We start from the raw sequence: 23,998 nt of genomic DNA on the forward strand, positions 1-23,998 counted from the left end.
GTTGAGCCTGACCGCCCTGTCCGACCTCGTCCTCACCGACCGCGCGCTGGAGGCCTCCCTCGCAGAGCTGCGCGCAGGTGAGGCCGCAACCCTCGACCTCACCGCACCCGAGGCGCTGCGTCCCTTCGCGGTCGCCGGCCTCGTCGAGGCAGGGCGCACCGTGCTCGCCGTGACGGCGACCACGCGCGAGGCGGAGGACCTCGTCACCGTGCTCGGCGACTTCGTCGACCCGGACACGATCGCCCACTTCCCGAGCTGGGAGACCCTGCCCCACGAGCGGCTGAGCCCCCGCAGCGACACCGTCGGACGTCGCCTGGCGGTGCTCCGTCGCCTCGCTCACCCCGGTGAGGCCGAGGGCACGGGTCCGCTGCGGGTGGTCGTCGCGCCGGTCCGGTCGGTGCTCCAGCCGCAGGTCAGGGGACTGGCCGACCTGGAGCCCGTCGAGCTCGCGGTCGGACAGCCGGCCGACCTCGACGACACGGTGCGGGCACTTACCGCCGCGGCGTACACCCGGGTCGACCTGGTCGAGAAGCGCGGCGAGTTCGCCGTGCGCGGCGGCCTCGTCGACATCTTCCCGCCGACCGAGGAGCACCCGCTGCGGGTGGAGTTCTGGGGCGACGACGTCGAGGAGATCCGCGCGTTCTCCGTCGCCGACCAGCGCACGCTCGAGACCCGGCCCCGGGTCTGGGCGCCGCCGTGCCGCGAGCTGCTGCTGACCGACGAGGTACGCCAGGCCGCGCGCGAGCTCGGCACGAAGCACCCCGAGCTCGCCGAGATCACCGACAAGATGGCCGAGGGCATCGCGGTCGAGGGCATGGAGTCGCTCGCCCCCGCGCTCGTCGAGGACATGGAGCTGCTCGTCGACCTCATGCCCGACGACGCCGCCGTGCTGCTGATGGACCCCGAGCGCGCCCGTCGTCGTGCCGAGGACCTGGTCGCGACCTCCGAGGAGTTCCTCTCCGCCTCGTGGGCGGTCGCCGCGGGCGGGGGAGAGGCACCCGTGGACCTGCAGGCCGCCTCGTACCGGAGCCTCGGCGACGTGCGCGAGCACACGCTGGGCACAGGGCGTACGTGGTGGTCGCTGAGCCCGTTCGGGATCGACGGGGAGGACCTCGGCGAGCTCGCCGGCCCGGCCGACGGGATGCGCGGCGTCGAGTCGCGCACGCCCCAGGTCGCCGCCGTCGACCCCTACCGTGGCGACGTCGAGAAGGCCGTCGCCGACGTGCGCCGCTGGCTCGGTGAGGGCCGCAAGGTCGTGCTGGTGCATCAGGGTCACGGCCCGGCCGAGCGCATGAAGGAGCTGCTCGCCGACCGCGACGTGCCGGCCCGGCTCGTCAAGGACCTCGGCCGCACCGCGCAGATCCCGCCGGGTGTCGCCGTCGTCGGCACCGGTTGCCTCGAGCACGGTCTCGTCGCCGAGCGCGCGGAGCTGGTCGTCCTCACCGGCGACGACATCACCGGGCAGAAGTCCTCCACCAAGGACATGCGCAAGATGCCTGCGCGGCGCAAGAAGCAGATCGACCCGCTGGAGCTCACCAAGGGCGACTACGTGGTGCACGAGCAGCACGGCGTGGGCCGGTTCGTGGAGATGCGGCAGCGCGAGATGCACGGGGCGACGCGGGAGTACCTCGTGCTCGAGTACGGCTCCTCCAAGCGGGGTGCCCCGCCGGACACCCTCATGGTCCCTGCCGACACGCTGGACCAGGTCACCCGCTACGTCGGCGGCGAGCAGCCCTCGCTGGACCGACTCGGCGGCGGCGACTGGACCAAGCGCAAGAACCGCGCGCGTCGCGCGGTCAAGGAGATCGCGGCCGAGCTGATCAAGCTGTACGCCGCCCGGCAGGCCAGCAAGGGGTACGCCTTCGGGGCCGACACCCCCTGGCAGCGCGAGCTCGAGGACGCCTTCCCCTTCGTCGAGACCCCCGACCAGCTCTCGACGGTCGACGAGGTCAAGGCCGACATGCAGCAGATCGTGCCGATGGACCGGCTCGTGTGCGGCGACGTCGGCTACGGCAAGACCGAGATCGCGGTGCGGGCGGCCTTCAAGGCGGTGCAGGACGGCAAGCAGGTCGTCGTGCTGGTGCCGACCACGCTGCTGGTCACCCAGCACTTCTCGACCTTCTCCGAGCGCATGGCCGGCTTCCCGGTGAACCTGCGCGCGCTCAGCCGCTTCCAGTCCGAGAAGGAGTCCGCCGCGGTCATGGCGGGCCTGGCCGACGGCACCGTCGACATCGTCATCGGCACCCACCGGCTGCTGAACCCCGACGTGCGCCTCAAGGACCTCGGCCTCATCATCGTCGACGAGGAGCAGCGCTTCGGTGTCGAGCATAAGGAGCAGATGAAGCGTCTGCGCACGAGCGTGGACGTGCTCGCCATGAGCGCCACGCCGATCCCGCGCACCCTGGAGATGGCCATCACCGGCATCCGGGAGATGTCGACGATCGCCACACCGCCGGAGGAGCGGCACCCCGTGCTCACCTACGTCGGGGCGTACGAGGACCGTCAGGTCATCGCCGCCGTGCGCCGCGAGCTGCTGCGCGACGGGCAGGTCTTCTTCATCCACAACCGGGTGCAGTCGATCGACAAGGCTGCGGCCCGGATCCGGGAGCTCGTGCCCGAGGCGCGCGTCGCGACGGCGCACGGCCAGATGGGTGAGGCGCAGCTCGAGGAGGTCATGGTCGGCTTCTGGGAGAAGAAGTTCGACGTGCTGGTGTGCACGACCATCGTGGAGTCGGGCCTGGACGTCTCCAACGCGAACACGATGATCATCGAGCGCTCCGACACCCTCGGGCTCTCCCAGCTGCACCAGCTGCGCGGCCGGGTGGGCCGTGGTCGAGAGCGGGCGTACGGGTACTTCCTCTACCCGGCCGACAAGCCCCTGACCGAGACCGCCCACGAGCGCCTCGCGACGCTGGCCCAGCACTCCGACCTCGGCGGCGGCATGGCGATCGCGATGAAGGACCTGGAGATCCGCGGCGCGGGCAACCTGCTGGGCGGCGAGCAGTCCGGGCACATCGCCGACGTGGGCTTCGACCTGTACGTACGCCTCGTCGGCGAGGCCGTCGCCGACTTCAAGGGCGGTGTCGACGACGTGCTCGAGGAGGTCCGCATCGAGCTGCCGATCGACGCGCACCTGCCGCACGACTACATCTCCTCCGAGCGCCTGCGGCTGGAGATGTACAAGCGGCTCAGCGAGGTGCGCAGCGACGACGACGTCGCCGCGATCAACCTCGAGCTGGACGACCGGTACGGCGAGCCGCCGCTGCCGGTGGTGGCCCTGCTGCAGGTCGCCTCGTTGCGGGCCCGCGCGCGCAAGGCCGGGCTGACGGACATCTCGGTGGCGGGCAAGAACGTGCGCTTCGCGCCGGTCGACCTGCCCGACTCCGCGCAGGCGCGGCTGAAGCGGCTGCATCCGAAGGCGCTGTACAAGCCGGCGCTGAGTACCATGCTCGTGCCCCGCCCCTCGACCGCCGTGGTCGGCGGACAGCCGTTGCGCGACGCGCCGCTGCTGGCCTGGGTGCGCGAGGTGATCGACACCGTGATCGACAAGCAGGTCCAGCCGCAGCAGCCGACGGCTGCCGGTGCGAAGGAGTGAGACCGATGGCGCGAGTCAACCGTCACAGGGCCCGGGCTGCCGCTGCCGCTGCGGCCGTGGGTGCGCTCGTCCTGACCGGGTGCGGCATCCACCCCGGCCAGGCAGCCGTGGTCGGCAGCACCGACATCAGCCCGGAGCAGGTCGACGAGACCGCCGCCGTGGTCTGCCTGGTCGACCAGACCGTCGGCGGCGTGCAGGCCGTCGCACGGAGCAAGGCCGTGGAGTTCCTCGTCGGAGCCGAGCTGATCGAGCGCTTCGGCGCCAGCGAAGGGGCCCTGCCCACCCCGGGGCAGCTCTCCCAGTCTCCCGCGATCGAGCAGATCCAGAACGACGCCCGCTCGTTGCCGGCTGCGGTGCAGCAGGACTACGTCGACACGATCACGTCGCTGCTGGCCTCCCAGCAGACGCTGGTCAACGTCGGCGAGCAGCGGGTCGACCCGGCCGAGCAGGCGAATCCCGACGCGGCACTGGCGGCGGGCAGCGCGGCGTACTCGGAGTGGCTGGCCGCCGAGTCGCCGGACGTCTCGGTGGACCCCCGCTACGGCGAGTGGGACAGCGGCCGGCTGGTGCCGGGCGACTCCTCGCTCTCGGTCGCGGTCAGCGACGGCGCACTCGCGGCCGACGGTGGCGGCGAGCTGCCGGCCACGCAGGTCTGCTCCTGACCGGGTCCGTGACCGGGCCGACCGCTGACGGGGCCGGCGAGGCGGGGGAGGCCTTCGCCGAGCTGGTCGCGGTGATGGACCGCCTGCGGAGCGAGTGCGCCTGGAAGGCCTCGCAGACCCACGAGTCGCTCGTGCGCTACCTCGTCGAGGAGGCGTACGAGGTCGTCGACGCGCTCGAGACCGGCGACGCCGACGACGTGGCCGAGGAGCTCGGCGACCTGCTGCTCCAGGTGGTCTTCCATGCCCGGATCGCCGAGGAGGGACCGCAGGGGCGTACGCCCTTCGGCGCCGCCGACGTCGCGCGAGGCATCACCGCGAAGCTGAGGCGCCGCAACCCGCACGTCTTCGGCGAAGACGACCGCACCGGCCTGCCGCCCGTCGACCGTGACGACGCGGCAGCGGTGAACGCGCGCTGGGAGCAGGTCAAGGCCACGGAGAAGCGCCGCGAGTCGCTGATGGAGGGGGTGCCCTCGTCGCTCCCCGCGCTGCTCACGGCGCTGAAGGCGGTCGAGCGTCTGGAGAGGTCGGCCGACGGTCCGACCGAGCCCACCGATGACGACGACGAGATCGGCGAGCAGCTGTGGCGCCTGGTCGAGCGTGCGCACGCCGAGGGCACCGACCCGGAGCAGGCGCTGCGTGAGGTCGTCCGTCGCCGCACGGCCGGACGCTGAGCAGACCAGGCGCGGGCGAGCCGTCGGGGAACCGGCCTCCGGCGTCGATAGGGTGGACCGCGCCTGCTCACCCCCGTCCCGAGGAGCTCCCCTTGGCCGCCATCGACGTCGTCGCCGCCCGCGAGATCCTCGACTCCCGGGGCAACCCGACGATCGAGGTCGAGGTCGTCCTCGACGACGGCGCGCTGGGTCGCGCCGCCGTCCCCTCCGGCGCGTCCACCGGGGCCTTCGAGGCGGTCGAGCTGCGTGACGGCGGGGACCGCTACCTCGGCAAGGGCGTGGAGAAGGCCGTCGCGGCCGTCGAGGACCAGATCGGTCCGGCCCTACTGGGCTTCGACGCCGACGACCAGCGTCTGATCGACCAGGCGATGATCGACCTCGACGCGACGCCCAACAAGGCGACGCTCGGCGCCAACGCGATCCTCGGTGTCTCCCTCGCGGTCGCCCGGGCCGCCGCCGAGTCGGCCGGCCTGCCGATCTTCCGCTACGTCGGCGGGCCCAACGCGTGCGTGCTGCCCGTCCCGATGATGAACATCCTCAACGGCGGGGCCCACGCGGACTCCGGCGTCGACGTGCAGGAGTTCATGATCGCGCCCATCGGCGCGGCGAGCTTCTCCGAGGCGCTGCAGCAGGGCGCGGAGGTCTACCACGCCCTGAAGTCGGTGCTGAAGAAGAAGGACCTCTCCACGGGCCTCGGCGACGAGGGCGGCTTTGCGCCGTCGCTGCCGTCGAACCGCGACGCCCTCGACCTGATCGCGGAGGCCGTCGAGGCGGCCGGCCTGAGCCTCGGCACCGACATCGCTCTGGCTCTCGACGTCGCGGCGACCGAGTTCTGCTCCGACGGCACCTACGCCTTCGAGGGTCAGCAGCGCTCGTCCTCGCAGATGAACGACTACTACGCCGAGCTGGTCGACGCGTACCCGATCGTCTCCATCGAGGACCCCCTCGACGAGGAGGACTGGGACGGCTGGAAGGACCTGACCGACCGCATCGGCGACAGGGTGCAGCTCGTCGGCGACGACCTGTTCGTCACCAACACCGAACGGCTCCAGCGGGGCATCGACGGCGGCCAGGGCAACGCGCTGCTGGTCAAGGTGAACCAGATCGGCTCTCTCACCGAGACCCTCGAGGCGGTCGAGCTGGCGCACCGCAACGGGTTCCGTTGCATGATGAGCCACCGCTCGGGCGAGACCGAGGACACGACGATCGCCGACCTCGCCGTCGCGACGAACTGCGGCCAGATCAAGACCGGTGCCCCGGCACGGTCCGAGCGGGTCGCGAAGTACAACCAGCTCCTGCGCATCGAGTCCCTCCTCGACGACGCCGCGCGCTACGCCGGCGCCGGCGCCTTCCCGAGGTTCAAGGCCTGACGTGCCCTCCTCCACCAGCTCGTCGCCTGTTGCGTCGTCCGCGTCCGCCGGCGCGGCCGCATCGCGTCCCCGCTTCACGGGTCGCGCCGTCGTGCTGGTGCTGGTCGTGCTGGTGCTGCTGGTCTCCTACGCCTCCTCGACCAAGGCCTACCTGGAGCAGCGCTCCCAGCTGGGCGACCTGCAGGACCGCATCGACACCGCCCGGGCCGAGCTCGGCGGGCTGAAGCGCGAGCGGCAGCGATGGCACGACGAGGCGTACGTCGCCCAGCAGGCGCGCGAGAGGTTCGGGTTCGTGATGCCCGGGGAGGTCGGCTACCAGGTCATCGAGGGCGACGGCACGCCGCTGGAGCAGTCCTCGCAGCTCACCGACCCCACCCTGAGCGCGGAGGAGGCCGAACCGGCCTGGTTCCAGAACCTGTGGCAGTCCACCCGTGAGGCGGGCAACCCGGGGCTCGTGCCGGACCCGGTCGAGCGCATCGCGCCGCCCCGGGGCGCGAAGAGCGACTGAGACGACCGTGCCACTCGACGCCGACGACGAGCGGGCGGTCGCCGCGCAGCTGGGGCGTACGCCGCGCGGCTCCGCGCAGGTCGGGCACCGCTGCCCCTGCAGCCTCCCCGACGTGGTCACCACGCAGCCGCGGCTGCCCGACGGCACCCCGTTCCCGACCACCTTCTACCTGACCTGCCCCCGCGCCGCCGCCCGCATCGGCACGCTGGAGGCGTCGGGGTTGATGAAGCAGATGTCCGAGCGGCTCGCCTCGGATCCCGAGCTCGCCGCGGCGTACGCCCGTGCCCACGAGGCCTACCTGGAGGCGCGGAGCGCACTGGGCGAGGTGCCGGAGATCGACGGGATCTCCGCCGGGGGGATGCCCGACCGCGTGAAGTGCCTCCACGTGCTGGCGGGTCAGTCCCTGGCCATGGGGCCGGGAGTGAACCCGCTCGGCGACGAGGTGCTCGCCGAGCTGGGGGAGTGGTGGGCCTCCGGCGCGTGCGTCGACCCGGAGACCGGGCTGAGGTCCGGCGCGGTGGAACCGACGTGAGCGTCCGCGTCGGTGCGGTCGACTGCGGCACGAACTCCGTCAAGCTGCTCGTCGTCGACCTGCCGGAGGACCCGTCGAGGGACCCCCGGGCATCCCGCGCCCCCCAGGAGGTGCTGCGGCAGGGCTGGATGACGCGGTTGGGCCAGGACGTCGACGCGACCGGGCGCCTCGCGCCCGAGGCGCTCGAGCGCACGCTGGACGCCGTCCGCGAGATCGCCGGCCTGGTGCGCGAGCACGGGTGCGACCGGGTGCGCTTCGTCGCCACGTCGGCGGCACGTGACGCCTCGAACGGCGAGGAGTTCCGCGACGGTGTCCGCGAGATCCTCGGGGTCGAGGCGGAGGTCGTCGAGGGCACCGAGGAGGCAGCGCTGTCCTTCGAGGGCGCCGTGCGGGGGCTCGCCGGAGCGGGTGTCGACCTCACCGACCCCGTGCTGGTCGTCGACATCGGTGGCGGGTCGACGGAGCTGGTGCTCGGCACCGGTGGCGAGGTGCAGCACGCCGTCTCGCTCGACGTCGGGTCGGTGCGGCTGACCGAGCGGGTGCTGCGCGACGACCCGCCCACCCCCGCCCAGGTCGAGCAGGCGGTCGACTGGCTCGACGAGCTCCTGGGCGAGGCGGCGGTGGCCGCCGGGGTCGACGTACGCCGCGCCCGCACCGTGGTGGGTGTGGCCGGCACCGTCACCACCCTCGCCGCGGTCGCGCGGGGCCAGGAGACCTACGACCACGACGCGCTGCACGGCGTACGCCTCACCGCCGACGATGTCGCGGGCACCACCGAGCAGCTGCTCGGCCAGACCGTGGCGCAGCGCACGCAGCTCGGCGCGATGCACCCCGGCCGCGCCGACGTGATCGCCGCGGGCGCGCTGGTGCTCGACCGAGTCGCGCGCCGCGCCGCCACCGCCGAGGTCGTCGTCTCCGCCGCCGACGTCATCGACGGGATCGCCTGGTCGCTGGTCGGCCCGCCACGCCCGTGAAGTTTGCGCGACACGCGCGACGGACAAGGGCCGAGGAGTCCACGGGCACCGACGCGGGCCCCGTACGAGGATCCGCCGGCACCCCCCACCGCCAGGAGCAGCCATGAGCCAGTCATCCGACAGCAGCGCGTCGATCACCGACAAGCTGACCGACGACATGGGTCGACCCATCCCCGAGCTGGTCCTGCCCTTCGCGGCGATCGGGATGGTGGGACTGCTCGTGTGGTGGTGGCGCTTCGCCGCGAGGGCGAAGGAGTGAGCGGCCCCGACACCGGCGCCGACCTGGGCCCGGGCACCACGACGTACGTCGCCGAGCACCATCGTGACGCCGCGGCCGGGCCGGAGCCGGACGCCGACATCAAGCCGAGCTCGCCGCGGAAGCTGACCAAGCAGTCCTGGCGGTACATCGGCAAGAAGACGCTCGCCGAGTTCCAGGAAGACCAGTGCACCGACGTCGCGGCGTCGCTGACCTACTACGCCGTGCTGGCGCTCTTCCCCGGACTGATCGCGCTGACCTCGATCCTGGGTCTCATCGGCCAGTCGGGGCAGGCCGTGGAGGTCGTCCTCAACATCCTCCGCCCGCTGGTCAGCGACGGGGTCGAGACCCTCGCCGAGGACGCGCTGACCGCGATGACACAGACCAGCGCCGCCGGGTTCGGCCTCGTGTTCGGCCTGCTCGGTGCGCTCTTCTCCGCCTCGGGGTACGTCAACGCGTTCTCGCGTGCGATGAACCGCATCTACGAGGTGTCCGAGGGGCGCCCCATCTACAAGCTGCGGCCGCAGATGATCCTGGTGACCCTCGTGGCGGTGCTGCTGGCGGCACTGGTCCTGGTCATGCTGATCGTCTCCGGACCGCTCGCGGAGTCGATCGGCCGTGAGGTCGGCCAGGCCATCGGCCTGGAGAACGCCACGATCAGCACCGCGACCTTCGTCTGGGCGGTGGCGAAGTGGCCCGTCGTCTTCGTCATCGTCGTGGCCATCGTCGCGCTGCTGTACTACGCGACGCCCAACATCAAGCAGCCGAGGTTCCGCTGGATCTCGGTGGGTGCCGCGCTGGCGATCCTGATCTGGATCGTCGCCTCGCTCCTCTTCGCCTTCTACGTCGCGAACTTCGGCTCCTACGACAAGACGTACGGCACCCTCGCCGGTGTCATCGTCGCCCTGCTGTGGCTGTGGATCACGAACCTCGCGCTGCTGCTCGGCGCCGAGCTCGACTCCGAGCTGGAGCGCGGCCGCGAGCTGCAGGCGGGCATCCCCGCCGAGGAGGAGCTGCGGCTGCCCGCCCGCGACACCACGGGCATCGTCAAGTCGCAGAAGAACGCCGAGGACCTGCTCGAGCGCGGCCGCGCGATCCGCGAGCAGGCCGACCCCGACGGGCGGATCGCCGCGACGTACGGAGTCATCGAGGACGGCGCGCTCGTCACCACCGGCAGCGACGCCGACTCCCGGCGCGCGGAGGACGAGGTCGAGGCCGGCGGTGAGGTCGTCTCCCGGGTCGAGCAGACCAAGCAGGACGTGGCCGATCAGGTGACCTCCGACGACGACGGGGGTAGTGACCCCGGCATGAGCGACGACACCGCGCAGCCCTCGACCGCTGACACCGAGAGCTCGAAGGCCGCCGACGGCGAGCACACCGACGACAGCGACGCGCCCGAGGAGGTCGACCAGGCCGACGGCTCCGACCAGGAGGCCGCGGACAGCGCCGATGAGGACCCGTACGAGCGTGAGCACCCCACCGCGCCGCCGAAGGGCCAGAAGGTGACGCACGCGGGCACGCAGGGCGAGGGCATGGGCACGCCGCAGAAGGCGCTCGTGGGCGCCGGCATCGCGGGCGCCGCCTTCGTCACCGTGCGAGGCGTCGTCTCGGCCGTCCGCAGCCTCCGCGGCTGAGGTGTCGGGCGAGGACGGCTCGGGCACGCTGCCGCACCCGCTGACCGGTGTCGCGTACGCCTCCCCGGTGGCGCCGGGCACCGGGTGGCCCGGAGACCCCGCGAGGCCGGACATCCAGCGAGCACGCTCGGCGGCGGGCGTACGACGTCTCGCGGCCACGCCGGACCTCGACGAGCTCGACGCCCGGGTCAGCGTCTGCCGTGCGTGCCCGCGGCTCGTGGCGTGGCGCGAGGACGTCGCGGTGGCCAAGCGGGCGTCGTACGCGGACGAGCCGTACTGGGGCAGGCCCGTCCCCGGATTCGGTGACACGCGAGCCCGCGTGCTCGTGGTGGGCCTCGCCCCGGCCGCCCACGGAGCCAACCGCACGGGCCGCAACTTCACCGGCGACCGGTCGGGTGACTGGCTCTACGCCGCCATGCACCGCACCGGCTTCGCGAACCAGCCCGACGCGCGGCACTCCGGCGACGGGCTGCAGCTGCGCGACCTGCGCGTCGTGGCCGCCGTGCGGTGCGCCCCTCCCGAGAACAAGCCGACCACGCAGGAACGTGACGCGTGCGCGCCGTGGCTGCAGCGCGAGGTGGACCTGCTGGCCGCCACCACCCGGGTGGTGGTGTGCCTCGGCGGCTTCGGCTGGGACGCCGCGATCGGCGTGCTGCGCGGTGGCGGGTGGAGCGTGCCCCGGCCGAAGCCGCGCTTCGGCCACGGCGCGGAGGCGGTGCTGACCCGCGGGGGAGAGACCCTGCACCTGCTCGGCAGCTTCCATCCCAGCCAGCAGAACACGTTCACCGGACGTCTCACCGAGCCCATGCTCGACGCCGTGCTCCTGCGCGCCCGGGAGCTGGCCGACCTCTGAGCCGGCCCGTGTCCCTCAGGCCGGTCCGGCAGCCCCGGCAGTCCAGGCCGCGAGCTGCTCCGCCTGCGCCGCGAGCAGCGCACGGCGTACGTCGTGGGGAGCGTACGAGGCGCGTACGGCCGCACCGGCGAGATCGGCCAGGCCGGCGGCGTCGAGCCCGAGCAGGTCGGCGGCCACCAGGTACTCGCGCTCCAGGCTCGTGCCGAACATCGGCGGGTCGTCGGAGTTGACCGAGACGTCGACGCCCGCGTCGGCCAGCACCGGGAGGGGGTGGGCGGACATGTCGTCCACGGCCCCGGTCGCGAGGTTCGAGGTGGGGCACACCTCGAGGTGGATGCCCCGCTCGACGAGGTCGGCCAGCAGGGCGGGGTCGGAGGCGGCCGCGATGCCGTGCCCGATGCGTTCGGCGCCCAGCACCTCGACGGCGTCGCGGACCGTCTGCGGGCCTGTCGTCTCACCGGCGTGCGGGACGCTGTGCAGCCCGGCCGCCCGCGCGCGGGCGAACACCTCGGCGAACTGCGGTCGCGGCACACCGACCTCCGGACCTCCCAGGCCGAAGCCGACGAGACTCGGCGGACCGTGGTCCAGGGCGTACGCCACCGTCGCCTCGGCGGCCGGCACCCCGAACTCGCCGGGGATGTCGTAGATCCACCGCAGCGTCAGGCCGAGGTCGGCCTCGGCTGCGACGCGCGCGTCCTCCACCGCTTCGGTGAAGGCCTCGATGGGCACCCCGGCGCGCACCGCGGTGTACGGGGTGAGGGTGAGCTCGGCGTACGCGATGGACTGGGCGGCCATCTCACGCGCGACCTCGTAGGTCAGCAGGCGTACGTCCTCCGGCGTGCGCACCAGGTCGACCACCGCGAGGTAGACCTCGATGAAGTGGGCGAAGTCGCGGAAGCGGTAGAAATCAGCCAGCGCCTCGGGTGCGGCCGGCACGACGCCGGGGTGGCGTGACGCCAGCTCCGCGACGACGCGCAGCGGCGCCGAGCCCACCTGGTGCACGTGGAGCTCGGCCTTGGGCAGAGTGGCGACGAACGGGGCGAGCGGGTGATCGCTCGCGGGGACACCGGAGGGCAGGAGCTCGGACACGGCGGGAACCCTAGCCGCCGCTCGGGGCCGCTCGAGACGCCCGGCAACGCTGACGCCGGAGGCGGCCTGTCCTGGGCGGCCGCCCCCGGCGTCTCGTGTCGGAGCCGATCAGCTCAGCTTGTCCTTCACGTTCTCCTTGGCGTCCTTCGCCGAGGACTTGGCCTGGTCCTTCTGGCCCTCGGCCTTCAGGTCGTCGTTGCCGGTCGCGTTGCCGACGGCCTCCTTGGCCTTGCCGGCGAGGTCCTCGGCGGTGTTCTTGGCCTTGTCAGCGAGTCCCATGTGTGTCTCCTTCGTGAGGGATGTACTCCGGTTGCCTGCAACCAGAGTGTGTGAAGCATTCGCTCCACGGGCATCCATACCCAGGGACTTACGCGATAAGTCCGTGACCAACGGTGGATTTTCCGCCACGAGAGGAGCAGTCATGAGCAAGACCACGGAGCCCGCAGCGGGCCAGTCGGTGAAGGACGCGCAGGAGGAGGAGTTCGGCGGGGTCAAGCCCTTCGTCGCCCTGCTCGGGTGGCTGACCGCCACCGGCATGGCGGTACTTCTCACCGCGCTGCTCGCCGCCGTCGGAGCCGGTGTCGCCCTGGTGACAGGCAGCGACACCGCCCAGGAGGCGCAGCAGCTCGCGCAGTCGAACCAGGTCAGCGCCGAGCAGGTCGGCTGGGCGGGAGCGATCGCGCTCGGCGTCATCGTCTTCCTGGCCTATTACACCGGCGGGTACGTCGCGGGTCGCATGGCGCGCTTCGACGGCGTACGCCAGGGCTTCGCGGTCTGGGTCTGGGCTGTCGTGATCGCGGTCGTCGTCGCGGTGCTCGGCGCCGTCGCGGGTGACGCGTACGACGTGCTCGGCCAGCTCAACAGCTTCCCCCGTCTGCCCGCCTCCCCCGGTGACCTGGGTCTGGCCGGCATCATCGCGCTGCTGCTGGTGGCCGCCACCAGCCTCGTGGGAGCACTAGCGGGCGGTCTGGCGGGTATGGCTTTCCACCGCAGGGTGGACAAGGTCGGCCGCCGCGCCTGAGGCATCGGTCCCGGGGCGGGCCGGCCGACGACCGGTCGGTCCGCCCGGGAAGGCTTCGAGTGAGCGACAACGACGAACGTCCCGACCCCTCCGGGACCGGGGGTGCCGACGGCGCCGGGGCGACGAGCTCGGCGAGACCGTCCGTGGACGGCGACGCCGCCGTCGTCGCCGGGGCCGAGCGGCCGAGCGAGCGGGTGCCGCTGAGCCGTCCCCGCATCGTCGAGGCGGCGCTGGACCACCTCGAGGATGACGGCCTGCCGACACTGACGATGCGCAACCTCGGCTCGCGACTGGGCGTCGAGGCGATGTCGCTCTACCGCTACGTGCCCGGCAAGGAGGAGCTGCTGGACGCCGTCGTCGAGCGGCTGCTCACCGACATGCGCGCCGACGACGACGTGCTCGACCGGCCCGAGAACGGCTGGCAGGACTTCCTGCAGCGCCTCGCGCACGGCGTACGCCGCGTCGCCATCGCACACCCCGCGGCGTTCCCGCTCATCGCGTCGCGGCCGCCCGAGGCGCCCTGGTTGCGTCCGCCGCTGCGGAGCCTGGACTGGGTCGAGGTGTTCCTGGCGGGGTTGAAGCAGGAGGGGTTCAGCGACACGGGGGCGGTCGAGGCGTACCGGGCGTTCACCAGCTTCCTGCTCGGCAACCTGCTGCTGGAGGCGGCGACGCTGGGCGCTGACCTCGGACCGTTGGACGTGCTCGACGACGACGAGGCCGACGACGAGCGCATCGCGGAGTTCCCCACGGTGATGCGACTGCGCCGCGGGTTGGGGGAGGACCACGCGTCGACGGAGTTCGAGGAGGCGCTCGAGGACCTCCTCACCCGCATCCACCTCATCAAGAACCGCAGTCAGGACGCCTGAGGCCCTGAGCGGGCACCTACGCTGCTGGTGCGCCCTCGTAGCCCAACGGCAGAGGCAGAGGTCTTAAAAACCTTGCAGTGTGGGTTCGAGTCCCACCGGGGGCACCGCGCGCGGCGCGAACGAGCCTGAGAGCCTGCTGTGAAGCCTGGCAGAAGTGTCTTCGGCCAGGTCAGGACGGAAGAATCCGGGCAGCGATGTCGCTACATTGAGTGTCAGCATCCCCGCACCAGCGTGGTGCGTCGAAGCCTAGGAGAGACATGCAGAGCAGCAATCCCGTCTTCTCGCGGTCCGAGGGGTTCAACGGCCGCGGCGGTGGCACCTCGTACGCGCAGCCCTCCTCGTGGAGCGTCGGCAACCCCGGCCAGACCCAGGGCGGGTACGGCGCACCGGCGGGCTACGAGCAGTACGCCCCGCAGCAGCCGCCCGGTTCCGGCCGCATGACCATCGACTCCGTCGTGCAGAAGTCGGCCGCGACCATCGGCACCGTCATCGTCGTCGCCGCGCTGACGTGGATGTTCGTCGGTGACCTCACGACCAACCCGGCGTCACCGGAGGCCGAGCGCGGCCTCGCCCTCGCCGTGACGCTGAGCGCGGTCGGTTCGATCGGCGCCTTCGTGCTGTCGCTGGTCAACTCGTTCAAGAAGAAGGTCAGCCCGGCGCTCGTGCTGGCGTTCTCGGTGCTCGAGGGCGTCTTCGTCGGTGCCTTCTCCAAGGTCATCGACGCGACTGTCGCCCAGGGCGTCGTGCTGCCGGCGGTGCTCGGCACCTTCGCGGCCGCCATCGGCACGCTCGCGGCGTACAAGCTCTTCAACATCCAGGTCGGCGACCGCTTCCGGTCGTGGGTCATCGGCGCGATGTTCGGCTTCGTGGGCCTGGCGGTGCTGAGCCTGGTGCTGAGCATCTTCGGTGTCGACACCGGACTCTTCGGCTTCGGTGCCCTCGGCCTCCTCATGAGCGTCGTCGGTCTGGCCCTCGGTGTCTTCATGCTGATCCTCGACTTCGACTTCGTCGAGCGCGGCATCGCCGCCGGGCTGCCCGAGGTCGAGAGCTGGCGGGCCGCGTTCGGCCTGACCGTCTCGCTGGTCTGGATCTACATCAACCTGCTCCGCATCCTGGCGATCCTCAACCAGGAGTGAGGCAGTTGCTCCTCTGAACGGAGCAGCGCCGAGCAGTCGAGAGGCCCCCGATCGATGGTCGGGGGCCTCTCGCACGTCCATCCGGTGCCTCGCCCTGCGCCCCCGCGCCCCCCGGCCCCCGAACACCCGCGTACGCGGGCAATCCCGTGCCTGCGCGGGCGTACAGACCCGCGCAAGCCCCCGGACACCCGCATACGCGGGCGTTCAGGAGCCCCCCGGCGTGGTGATTCGTGCGCCTCAGGCGACTCAGGTGGGGGCGGACTCGGCGGCCGCGGCGCCGACGTCGGAGCCGGGCACGTTCTCGCTGATGGCGTGCACGGTGCTCTCGTGCAGACCGTCCTCGGTGGTACGCGGCGCCTCCGTGGTGCCGCCGGTGTCGCGACGACGGCGACGCAGGCGTACGCGACCGCCGGCGAAGCGCGACCCGCGCCCCGACCCGTCGATCTCCGTGCCGGCCACCCGTGCGGCCTCCTCGACGGCCCGGTGCATCTCGACCTCGCCGTCGCGGTAGGGCGCGGTCAGGTCGTCGTCGTCCTCCAGGCCCAGCGCGCCGAGCGCGGAGGGGAGGAGCACCGAGACCATCGCGGAGTAGCCGTCCGCGGAGGGGTGGAACCGGTCGGGTCCGAAGAGCTGCGGGTTCGCGGTGAACTCGTCGACCAGCAGCGAGCCGAGGGAGACCGAGCGGCCGCCCTCCTCGGCGGTGACGCGGGCCTGGGTCTCGGCGAGCTGTCGCGAGCGCAGACCGGCCACGTCGCGCAGCGGTCGGGCGAAGGAGTTGAGCACCGACATGTCGGGGCACGTGCCGACGACGACCTCGGCGCCCACCTCCCGCAGGCTCCGGACAATGTGTCGCAGCCGGTGCGCGGAGGTGGAGGCGGAGGTCATGTGCGTGACGTCGTTGCCCCCGACGATGACGATGACCACGTGGGGTGCGAACGCCCGGGCGGCCTCGACCTGCGGCTCGAGGTGCTTGGTCTCGGCCCCGGTGACGGCGAAGACCTTGAGGTGCACCCGTCGCTCGAGTCGCTCGGCGATGCCGGTGGCGATGCCCGCGCCCGGCGTGGCGACGACATCGGTGACGCCGTAGCCCGCAGCGAGACTGTCACCGATCAGCGCGACGCGCAGCGAGGGACCGGGGAGGCCGCGGCCGTACCAGCCCGAGGCGTCGCGTACGGGGTCGTCGATCTTGCCGATGACCTTGCGAGCCAGCTGCGCCTCGGCGGCGAGCACGGCTGTCGCGGACGCCGTGGCAGCCAGCACGCCGGCGCCGCCCCTGACGGCGACCCCTGCCACTGCGTTGAACACACCCCGGTCCATACATGGAATCTACGTCTGACGAACCCTCGACAAACCACCTCGCGGCCTCCGCAACACGCCCGTGATGTTGCCCGAACGCACGCGCGTGTCCGGCATCACGTGGTATGCGCGGATGGCGCGCCTCAGCGGATCCGACGCGCCGGCGAGGGATCCGGCAGCGTGCCGGCCAGACCCGGGTGCAGCGCCACGGCGAGGCTCTCGATGCCGTCGACGAGACGGGGGCCCGGCCGGGCGTACGCCGCGTTGGCGTCGACCGCCCACACCTCCGCCTCGGTGGGCAGCCAACCCTGCGCCACGACCTGCTCGGCGAGCGAGGACGCCGCGTCGAGGTCGAAGCCGCAGGGGGCGCAGACGATGACGTCGGGCCCGGCGGCGAGCACCTGCTCGGGCAGGACGCGCACCGACTTCTCACCGGCCGTGCCGAGCACATTGCGTCCGCCCGCCGCCTCCACCATCTCCGGCACCCAGTGACCGGGGGCGTACGGCGGGTCGGTCCACTCCAGCACCGCCACCCGGCGACGACGCAGGCCGCGAGTGGCGAGGTCGACCCGGGCGAGCCGGTCCCGCAGGTCGGCGACGATCACGGCCCCGGTCTCGGCGGTGCCCGTCGCCTCACCCAGGCAAGCGACCGAGCCGATGACCTCCTCCAGCGTGTGGGGGTCGATCGTGAGCACCTGGGCGGTGCAGCCGAGGTGGGCCAGGGCCTCGTCGACCACGGAGGTGTCGACCGCGCACACCGCGCACAGGTCCTGGGTGACGACGAGGTCGGCGTCGAGGTCGGCCAGGGCGCCGGCGTCGAGGTGGTAGAGGTCCTCGCCCCGTGCCATCGCCGCGGAGACCCACGCGTCGATCTCGGTCGACCCCAGCCCCTCGGGCATCGCGGAGGTGGACACGATGCGCCGGGTCCGCGCCTCCGCGGGGTGGTCGCACTCGAAGGTCACTCCGACGACGTCCTCACCCGCGCCGAGGGCGAAGAGGATCTCGGTGGTCGAGGGCAGCAGGGACACGATGCGCACGCCCCGAGCCTGCCAGGTGCGCGGGAAGCACGGCGGACCGCTCGGCGTGGCACCATGCCGACCATGAGCGTGCACCCGGAGCGCAGCCACCCCGGCGCCGCGGATCTCGACGCGGCGCTGGCCTCCGTATGCTCCGCCCCGCGCGACGTCGGCACGGTCGACCTCCTGCTCCGTCGCCCCGACGTCGGTGCTCGTGAGCGGCTCGCTGTGGCGCGCTTCAGCACCGCCGAAGGCGTCGTCGGCGACACCTGGTCGCAGCGTCCGAGCAAGCGCACCGCCGATCGCTCGCCGCACCCCCTGATGCAGGTGAACGTCATGTGCTCGCGGGTCGCCGCCGCCGTGTCCGGCTCGGAGGACCCGGAGCAGTGGCTCCCGGCCGGTGACCAGGTCTACGTCGACCTCGACCTCTCGGTCGTCAACCTGCCCGTCGGGACGCGGCTCGAGCTCGGCACCGCCGTGCTCGAGGTGACCGACGAGCCCCACACGGGCTGTCTGAAGTTCAAGGACCGCTTCGGCAAGCCGGCGCTCTTCTGGGTCAGCGACGCCGACCTGCTGCCGTTGCGGCTGCGCGGCATCAACGCCCGGGTCGTGGGCGAGGGTGAGGTCGCCGAGGGTGACCAGGTGCGCGTACGCCGCCCCGGCGCGGCGGGGTGATCGACCCCGGCACCCTCGCGCTGCTGGCCCTCGCGGGGCTCCTCGCGGGCTTCATCGACGCGGTCGTGGGCGGGGGTGGTCTCGTGCAGCTGCCGGCCCTGCTGCTGGGCATGCCCGGCGCGACGCCGCTGCAGGTGCTGGCGACCAACAAGCTGGGCTCGATCTGCGGCACCTCGGTCAGTGCGGCGACGTATGCGAGGCGTCTGCGGCCCGACCCGCGTACGTTCGTGCCGCTCATGGTCTGTGCCTTCGCCGGGTCGCTCGCCGGGGCGGTGACGGCGCGGCTCATCACCGAGGACGTGTTCGCCCCCGTCGTGCTGGTCGCGCTGATCGCGGTCGGCGCGTGGACGGTGCTGCGCCCGGCGGCCGGCCAGGTCACCGAGATCCGGCTGGGGCAGCGCGGGCACCTCGTCGCAGCGATCGCGCTCGGTCTCGGCATCGGGTTCTACGACGGGGTGCTCGGCCCCGGGACGGGATCCTTCCTCGTCATCGGGCTCGTCGGGCTGGTCGGCTACTCGTTCCTCGAGGCGTCCGCGTCGGCGAAGCTCGCCAACTGGGCCACCAACCTGGCCGCGCTCGTGGTCTTCGTGCCCATGGGCGCAGTGGTGTGGAAGGTCGGGCTCGTCATCGGCGCCGCCAACGTGCTCGGGGGCTATCTCGGTGCACGCACCGCGATCGGACGCGGGCCCGGCTTCGTCCGCGGCTTCTTCCTCGTCGTGGTCGCGGTCTTCGTGGTGCGTATCGGGGGAGAGGTGCTGGGGCTGTGGGGCTGACATGGGGTTGACATGCGGCTGAGCGCGTACGCCGTGCCGGCCCGCAGCGCCGAGGCGGAGGTGACCGACCGGGGGTCCCGCTTCCTGGCATTTGTCGAGCGCGTGAAGGACGAGGACGCCGCCCGGGCGGTCGTCGCGGCGGCGCGCATACGGCACCACGACGCCCGGCACCACTGCTCGGCGTACGTCGTCGGACCGCCCGGCCCGCACCAGGTGCTGCGCGCGCACGACGACGGGGAGCCGTCCGGCACGGCGGGTGCGCCGATCCTGGAGGTGCTCACCGGGCGCGGTCTCGCCGATGTCGTCGTGGTGGTGACGAGGTGGTTCGGGGGGACGCTGCTGGGGGCCGGTGGCCTCGTGAGGGCGTACGCGGACTCCGCCCGCGCGGCTGTCGAAGCTGCCGGGACCATCTCGAGAGCCCGCCGCGAGGTGCTGCGCGTCGAGCTCCCGCACGCTGAGGCGGGTCGGGTGGAGAACGCGTTGCGCGCCGCAGGGGTCCTCGTCGTCGACGTGGCGTACGCCGGCGCGGTCACCCTCGACCTCGCCGTCGACCCCGGGGCGGTGGAGCGTACGCACGCCCTCCTCGCCGAGCTCGGCGGCGGCGCCCTGGTCGCCGAGCCGGTCGGTGAGCGCTGGATGGACAGCTGAGCCGTCCGGCGGCCCTCGGACCGGAGGATCCGGTGCACCAGGTGCACCGGATCCTCCGACGTGTACGCCTGGCCGGGCTCACGCGGCCAGGTGACCCGCCACCGTGCACGTCGATGAGCAGCTCGTGATCGTGCCGGTCCAGCCCCGCGACCTGAGCAGCCGTGCGACGGCACCGGCTGTCCAACAGCCACGCTCGACGACGTGGGCCCAGCCCAACCGCAACGAGGCGTCGCCCGCCAGACTCGCGAGCACATCGCGGTCGAGGTCGCGATCGCGCTGCCGACGGCTGCGGTGGTGCGACAAGCCGTCCAGCTCCACGCGAAGTCCCCAGGTGGGGTACTCGACGTCCGAGTACGTCACCGACTCGTGGTGCGCGCGTCGCACCTGACGGACCCCGCGAGGGAGGCCGTGGGGTCTCTCGACCAGTGTCAGATACCCGTGCTCGAGCACCGAGTGCGTGCCGCCGGCCAGATCGGCGAGCACCCGGGACCACCAGAGCCGGTCGGCGACTCTCGCTCGACCACGGAGCGAGGCATCCAGTCGTGCGGCGGTCGTCAACCTCGCTCCGACGGCGTCGGTCAGGTCAGCGACGCCATCGACCCGACGTCGGCGCCCAGTGGCCACGTCGAGCAGGGCTTCCTCGAGGCGGACCCGTGGCGGGGACGTGTTCCAGGAGACGAGATCGTCCAGGGCCCGACGGCGATGGACCACAGCCCGGTCAGGCGCGGCGACTCGACGCGACTCGTCGAGCAAGGTGCAGCTGGTCATGGGGCCCCATGTCCCGACCTGCGGCAAGAGTCACCGCCGTGTGATGGTCGGCCGCGGCGGGGGAGATGGCCAACAACGCTGTCCAGACCCGTTGACGCCAGGAGAGCGGGCCTGTGTGCGTCACCAGCACGCCCCGTCCGGCGAGCACGGCCTCACGGCGGCGCACCAGGCGCGCGATCTCGTGGGGCTCGACCCCGGCGGCCATCAGCTGCCGTCGTGACACCACGCCGTGCCGCTGGTCGAGGAGGCCGGCGACACGGTGGAGCGGATGCATCCATGGAGCATCGCGAAGAACTGGCCCCATGTCCTGCGACGACGGGCATGGCTGTGGAGAACGCGCGCGTCGGAGGATCCGGTGCACCAGGTGCACCGGATCCTCCAGCTCGCTCCGCGGCAGAGCGGGACCTCAGGCGGAGGCGGTCTCCTCGACCGGGGCGTAGGAGTCGGGCATCTGCTCCTCGGGCACCACCGGCTCCAGCACGTTGCGGGCCACGAGTCCGATCGCCAGCACCGTCGCCAGCGTGAGCAGCAGTCCCAGGGTGGTGGAGCCGACCAGGGCGAGCGAGATGTAGCCGACGAGAGCGGCGGCGACCGCACTGAGCGCGTACGGCAGCTGGGTGTTGACGTGGGTGATCACGTTGCAGCCCGCCCCGGTGGAGCTGAGGATCGTCGTGTCGCTGATCGGCGAGGCGTGGTCGCCGGCCACGGCGCCCGCGAGCACAGCGCCGAGTGCGGGCAGCAGCAGCTCGGGGGCGTCCAGCGAGTTCACGATGCCACCGGCGATCGGCAGCAGCAGGCTGAAGGATCCCCACGAGGTGCCCGTCGCGAAGGCCATCGCGCCGGCGACGAGGAAGATGACGGGCACCAGCCAGTTCGCGCTGATGGCCGACCCCTCGATCAGTCCGCCGAGGTAGTCACCGGTGCCGAGCGTCTCGATGAGCGCGGCGAGCACCCACGCGAGCACGAGGATGGAGACGGCCGGCCACATCGACGCCAGGCCCTCCTTCAGACCGCGACCGAAGGTGTGGGCGCCGAACTTCGGGTTCTCCGCGGTGTAGCGGAAGTAGTAGTAGAAGGCGGAGGCGAGTCCGAGCCCGGCGCCGTACAGCAGCGCCTCGGTGACCAGCGTGTTGGCGAGGATGTCGACCACGTCCCACGAGCCCGCGCCCCGGTACCCGGTGTAGACGATGCCACCGAGCACACCGGCCGTCAGCAGGGCGAACGGCACCAGCAGGGCGCGCTTCTGCCCCGGCGCGTGGGTGGGCAGGTCGGCCGAGAGCTCACCGGGGATCTTCTCGGAGCTGTCGTAGCACTCGCCCTCGCTGAGGGCCCGCCTCTCCTCCGTACGCATCGGGCCGAGGTCGAGCCGGGAGGCGACCGTGAAGGCCACCAGGGCCAGGGCCGCCCACGCGTAGTAGTTCGCCGCGGCGGCCTGCAGGAACGCGCCGATCTCGCTGACCTCCAGCGAGGACTCGCCGACGATCGGGGCGAAGAGACCCAGGATGAACGCACCCCAGGCCGAGAAGGGCACGAGCACCGCCACCGGCGCCGAGGTGGAGTCGACGAGATAGGTCAGCTTGGCGCGGGAGATGCGGTAGCGGTCGGTGACGGGTCGGCTCACCTGGCCGACGGCGAGGGCGTTGAAGTAGTCGTCGACGAAGATCGCGGCGCCCAGCCCCGCCGGCAGCATGGCCGCGCCCTTGCGGGTGCTGATGCGGGTCTGTGCCCAGTCGGCGAAGGCGCGCGTCCCTCCGGCCATCATGATGAAGGTGGCGACGAGGCCCAGCGCGAAGGTGAAGATGACGATGAAGACCTTCGAGGTGTTGAGCGCCGCCTCGGTCCACGCCTGGGCGGCGAACGTCTCGGCCCCGAGCTTCAGCGCCTCCCACGGGTTGCCGCCGGCGACGAGGATCGCGGCCGAGACGACACCGAGGCCGAGACTCAGCAGCACCTTGCGGGTCGTCACCGCCAGGGCGATGGCCAGCAGCGGCGGCAGCAGGGTGAGGATCGGATAGGACTCGATCACGACGGACTCCCTCGAGCGGCCGCGGACCCGTGCCCGCGGGATCGCTGCGACCTACCCAGGCCCGCGCCGCGCACGCCGCCCGCGACGATCTTGTGACAGACCGGTGCAGCGTGACGAACCGGTTCAGCTCGCGCGGCCCCGACGCTTCTTGCGTGCGTCCAGCGCCGACTCCAGCGCGGCGAGCTCCTCCCCGGCGTACACCGCGATGCGCTGCAGGCTCGGGATGGAGTCGCGGCAGCCCGTGAACCCGATGTTGAACAGGCCGTCGTAGGAGACCGCGGTGATGTTGAGCGCCTGGCCGTTGAAGAGCAGCGAGACCGGATAGATCTCCTGCAGCCGCGCGCCGTCGAAGTAGCGCGCCTCCTCCATGCCGGGCACGTTCGAGACGACGACGTTCGCCGCGGGGGTGCCCCGGCCGCCGAACCCGAGGATGGCCTGGCCGAGGAACGGCGCCATGAGCACGGCCGTGTACGCGTCCATGGCCGCGCCTCCCACCGAAGGCAGGCGCCGCTTGCCCATGCGGGTGGAGTCGCGGATCGCCCGGATGCGCTCGATCGGGTCCTCGATGTCGGTGCCGAGGGTGGCGTACAGGAAGGTGATGGAGTTGCCCGCCTTCGCCGCACCTTCGGGGCGGACCGAGACCGGCACGTTCGCGACCAACGGCTCGTCGGGCAGCTCTCCCTGCTCGATCAGGTAGCGGCGCAGCGCCCCGCCCACCACGGCGAGGAACACGTCGTTGATGCTGCCGTCCGTACGCTCCCCGACGGCCTGCATCCGGTCGATGGAGTACTGCTGCGTCGCGAAGCGGCGCGGGGTGTGGATGCGGCCGTTGAAGATCGTGCGGGGCGCCTGGAACGGCACCGCACGGCCGGGGTCGGAGATGCCCGTGGCGGACTCGGTGTAGGTCTTGGCCAGGGAACCCAGCACCTCGCCGGTGTCGCCCAGGCCGTCGCGCAGCCCGCCGACCACACGCTTGACTGCGGAGGCGGGTCCGGAGTTCGTCGTCGCCACCGCGACCGCCGCCTCCCTGCGCGAGGGCTTGGCCGGGAGGCTGGACTGGTCGGGACCGTGCATGCCCACGGCCCAGGGCGGCAGCATCTCGCGCCGCTCCGGGTCCGCCGAGAGCATCCGCTTCAGCAGCCGGATGCCGCCGACGCCGTCGACCTGGGAGTGGTGGGCCTTGGAGTAGAGCGCGAACTTGTTCTCCTCCAGCCCCTCGATGACGTGCACCTCCCACAGGGGGTAGCGGCGGTCGAGCTTGATCGAGTGGAGCCGTGAGACGAGCACGCCGAGCTCGCGCTGCGACCCCGGGTGGGGGAGCGCGGAGTGCCGCAGGTGGTAGTCGAGATCGATCTCGTCGTCCTCGAGCGTCGTCCACCCCGGCACGGGCAGCATCTTCAGCTGCCAGTTGAAGGGGGCGCTGAACTCGTGCACCCCACGCCACCGCTCGACCAGGTCCGCGACGAACTGCGGCCGGTCCTTCGGCACCTCGAAGGTCGCCAGCATGCCGACCTGCATGGGTGTCCGCAGGCTGTCGGCGAAGATCCAGGCGGAGTCGTTGATCTTCAGGAAGGAGCGGGCCACTGCCGCATTCTTGGACCTGTGACAGTCCTTGTCCACCGATTGGCT

The 23,998-nt window shown here is 72.2% G+C and carries 24 protein-coding genes and 1 tRNA gene; 17 read left to right on the forward strand and 8 right to left on the reverse strand.

The window, feature by feature from the left end; all coding sequences use genetic code 11:
- Window position 1 precedes the first annotated feature (1 nt).
- The 10 genes from mfd to KLP28_11630 all read left to right on the forward strand — a co-directional run bounded on the left by mfd (window position 2) and on the right by KLP28_11630 (window position 11,055).
- Entirely contained in the window at window positions 2-3,595 is a 3,594-nt protein-coding gene (gene mfd, locus KLP28_11585) for a transcription-repair coupling factor (protein ID QWC84228.1), read from the forward strand.
- 5 nt (window positions 3,596-3,600) lie between these two features.
- Window positions 3,601-4,257, forward strand: a complete 657-nt coding sequence (locus tag KLP28_11590) for a hypothetical protein (GenBank protein ID QWC84229.1) — start codon at window positions 3,601-3,603, stop codon at window positions 4,255-4,257.
- 74 nt (window positions 4,258-4,331) lie between these two features.
- Window positions 4,332-4,928 carry a MazG family protein gene (locus KLP28_11595; protein QWC86950.1) on the forward strand — a complete coding sequence of 199 codons (597 nt, stop codon included), beginning with the start codon at window positions 4,332-4,334 and terminating at the stop codon, window positions 4,926-4,928.
- A 92-nt stretch (window positions 4,929-5,020) separates the two neighbouring features.
- Window positions 5,021-6,298: a phosphopyruvate hydratase gene (eno, locus tag KLP28_11600; protein ID QWC84230.1), complete on the forward strand. Its 1,278-nt coding sequence runs from the start codon at window positions 5,021-5,023 to the stop codon at window positions 6,296-6,298.
- Between the two features lies 1 nt (window position 6,299).
- Window positions 6,300-6,806: a septum formation initiator family protein gene (locus tag KLP28_11605; GenBank protein ID QWC84231.1), complete on the forward strand. Its 507-nt coding sequence runs from the start codon at window positions 6,300-6,302 to the stop codon at window positions 6,804-6,806.
- Between the two features lie 7 nt (window positions 6,807-6,813).
- Window positions 6,814-7,338 carry a DUF501 domain-containing protein gene (locus KLP28_11610; GenBank protein QWC84232.1) on the forward strand — a complete coding sequence of 175 codons (525 nt, stop codon included), beginning with the start codon at window positions 6,814-6,816 and terminating at the stop codon, window positions 7,336-7,338.
- Complete coding sequence (locus KLP28_11615; GenBank protein ID QWC84233.1) at window positions 7,335-8,312, forward strand: Ppx/GppA family phosphatase; 978 nt, start codon at window positions 7,335-7,337, stop codon at window positions 8,310-8,312. The genes KLP28_11610 and KLP28_11615 overlap by 4 nt, the downstream gene beginning before the upstream one ends.
- A 103-nt stretch (window positions 8,313-8,415) precedes the next feature.
- The gene (locus KLP28_11620; protein ID QWC84234.1) at window positions 8,416-8,571 is read left to right on the forward strand and encodes a hypothetical protein; all 156 of its coding nucleotides are present in this window, start codon (window positions 8,416-8,418) and stop codon (window positions 8,569-8,571) included.
- A 23-nt stretch (window positions 8,572-8,594) separates the two neighbouring features.
- Window positions 8,595-10,202: a YihY family inner membrane protein gene (locus KLP28_11625; protein QWC86951.1), complete on the forward strand. Its 1,608-nt coding sequence runs from the start codon at window positions 8,595-8,597 to the stop codon at window positions 10,200-10,202.
- Between the two features lie 112 nt (window positions 10,203-10,314).
- A complete protein-coding gene (locus KLP28_11630) occupies window positions 10,315-11,055 on the forward strand; it encodes a uracil-DNA glycosylase (GenBank protein ID QWC86952.1) in 741 nt (246 codons plus the stop codon).
- A 15-nt stretch (window positions 11,056-11,070) separates the two neighbouring features.
- Here the strand turns inward: KLP28_11630 and add are convergent, their stop codons facing one another.
- Together add and KLP28_11640 are read right to left on the reverse strand one after the other, a co-directional pair.
- Window positions 11,071-12,132: an adenosine deaminase gene (add, locus tag KLP28_11635; GenBank protein ID QWC86953.1), complete on the reverse strand. Its 1,062-nt coding sequence runs from the start codon at window positions 12,130-12,132 to the stop codon at window positions 11,071-11,073.
- Window positions 12,133-12,252: 120 nt separating this feature from the next.
- On the reverse strand, window positions 12,253-12,423 hold the full coding sequence (locus tag KLP28_11640; GenBank protein QWC84235.1) for a CsbD family protein: 171 nt from the start codon (window positions 12,421-12,423) through the stop codon (window positions 12,253-12,255).
- Between the two features lie 142 nt (window positions 12,424-12,565).
- Between KLP28_11640 and KLP28_11645 the strand changes: the two genes are divergently transcribed.
- The 4 genes from KLP28_11645 to KLP28_11660 all read left to right on the forward strand — a co-directional run bounded on the left by KLP28_11645 (window position 12,566) and on the right by KLP28_11660 (window position 15,167).
- A complete protein-coding gene (locus KLP28_11645; protein ID QWC84236.1) occupies window positions 12,566-13,165 on the forward strand; it encodes a hypothetical protein in 600 nt (199 codons plus the stop codon).
- A 59-nt stretch (window positions 13,166-13,224) separates the two neighbouring features.
- On the forward strand, window positions 13,225-14,031 hold the full coding sequence (locus KLP28_11650) for a TetR/AcrR family transcriptional regulator C-terminal domain-containing protein (protein ID QWC84237.1): 807 nt from the start codon (window positions 13,225-13,227) through the stop codon (window positions 14,029-14,031).
- Between the two features lie 31 nt (window positions 14,032-14,062).
- A tRNA-Leu gene (locus tag KLP28_11655) sits at window positions 14,063-14,135 on the forward strand.
- 153 nt (window positions 14,136-14,288) lie between these two features.
- Window positions 14,289-15,167 carry a Bax inhibitor-1/YccA family protein gene (locus tag KLP28_11660; protein QWC84238.1) on the forward strand — a complete coding sequence of 293 codons (879 nt, stop codon included), beginning with the start codon at window positions 14,289-14,291 and terminating at the stop codon, window positions 15,165-15,167.
- Window positions 15,168-15,413: 246 nt separating this feature from the next.
- Here KLP28_11660 and KLP28_11665 read toward each other — a convergent pair whose 3' ends face one another.
- The gene (locus tag KLP28_11665) at window positions 15,414-16,484 is read right to left on the reverse strand and encodes an SGNH/GDSL hydrolase family protein (protein QWC84239.1); all 1,071 of its coding nucleotides are present in this window, start codon (window positions 16,482-16,484) and stop codon (window positions 15,414-15,416) included.
- Between the two features lie 122 nt (window positions 16,485-16,606).
- Window positions 16,607-17,500 carry a cobalamin-binding protein gene (locus tag KLP28_11670; protein ID QWC84240.1) on the reverse strand — a complete coding sequence of 298 codons (894 nt, stop codon included), beginning with the start codon at window positions 17,498-17,500 and terminating at the stop codon, window positions 16,607-16,609.
- A 63-nt stretch (window positions 17,501-17,563) separates the two neighbouring features.
- Here KLP28_11670 and KLP28_11675 point away from each other — a divergent pair, with 63 nt between their 5' ends.
- The 3 genes from KLP28_11675 to KLP28_11685 are packed head-to-tail and all read left to right on the forward strand — an operon-like array spanning window position 17,564 to window position 19,575.
- Window positions 17,564-18,154 (forward strand): hypothetical protein, encoded by a 591-nt coding sequence (locus KLP28_11675; protein ID QWC84241.1) that lies wholly within the window; start codon window positions 17,564-17,566, stop codon window positions 18,152-18,154.
- The gene (locus KLP28_11680; protein QWC84242.1) at window positions 18,151-18,927 is read left to right on the forward strand and encodes a TSUP family transporter; all 777 of its coding nucleotides are present in this window, start codon (window positions 18,151-18,153) and stop codon (window positions 18,925-18,927) included. The genes KLP28_11675 and KLP28_11680 overlap by 4 nt, the downstream gene beginning before the upstream one ends.
- Before the next feature lie 12 nt (window positions 18,928-18,939).
- A complete protein-coding gene (locus KLP28_11685; protein ID QWC84243.1) occupies window positions 18,940-19,575 on the forward strand; it encodes an IMPACT family protein in 636 nt (211 codons plus the stop codon).
- Window positions 19,576-19,653: 78 nt separating this feature from the next.
- Here KLP28_11685 and KLP28_11690 read toward each other — a convergent pair whose 3' ends face one another.
- The 4 genes from KLP28_11690 to KLP28_11705 all read right to left on the reverse strand — a co-directional run bounded on the left by KLP28_11690 (window position 19,654) and on the right by KLP28_11705 (window position 23,953).
- Window positions 19,654-20,199, reverse strand: coding sequence for a hypothetical protein (locus KLP28_11690; protein ID QWC87077.1), 546 nt, complete (start codon window positions 20,197-20,199; stop codon window positions 19,654-19,656).
- A gap of 94 nt (window positions 20,200-20,293) precedes the next feature.
- Complete coding sequence (locus KLP28_11695; GenBank protein ID QWC84244.1) at window positions 20,294-20,617, reverse strand: type IV toxin-antitoxin system AbiEi family antitoxin domain-containing protein; 324 nt, start codon at window positions 20,615-20,617, stop codon at window positions 20,294-20,296.
- Between the two features lie 132 nt (window positions 20,618-20,749).
- On the reverse strand, window positions 20,750-22,369 hold the full coding sequence (locus KLP28_11700) for a Na+/H+ antiporter NhaC family protein (GenBank protein ID QWC84245.1): 1,620 nt from the start codon (window positions 22,367-22,369) through the stop codon (window positions 20,750-20,752).
- Between the two features lie 123 nt (window positions 22,370-22,492).
- Window positions 22,493-23,953, reverse strand: coding sequence for a wax ester/triacylglycerol synthase family O-acyltransferase (locus KLP28_11705; protein ID QWC84246.1), 1,461 nt, complete (start codon window positions 23,951-23,953; stop codon window positions 22,493-22,495).
- Window positions 23,954-23,998 lie beyond the last annotated feature (45 nt).

It is taken from the genome of Nocardioidaceae bacterium (assembly GCA_018672315.1).
Taxonomy (GTDB): domain Bacteria; phylum Actinomycetota; class Actinomycetes; order Propionibacteriales; family Nocardioidaceae; genus TYQ2.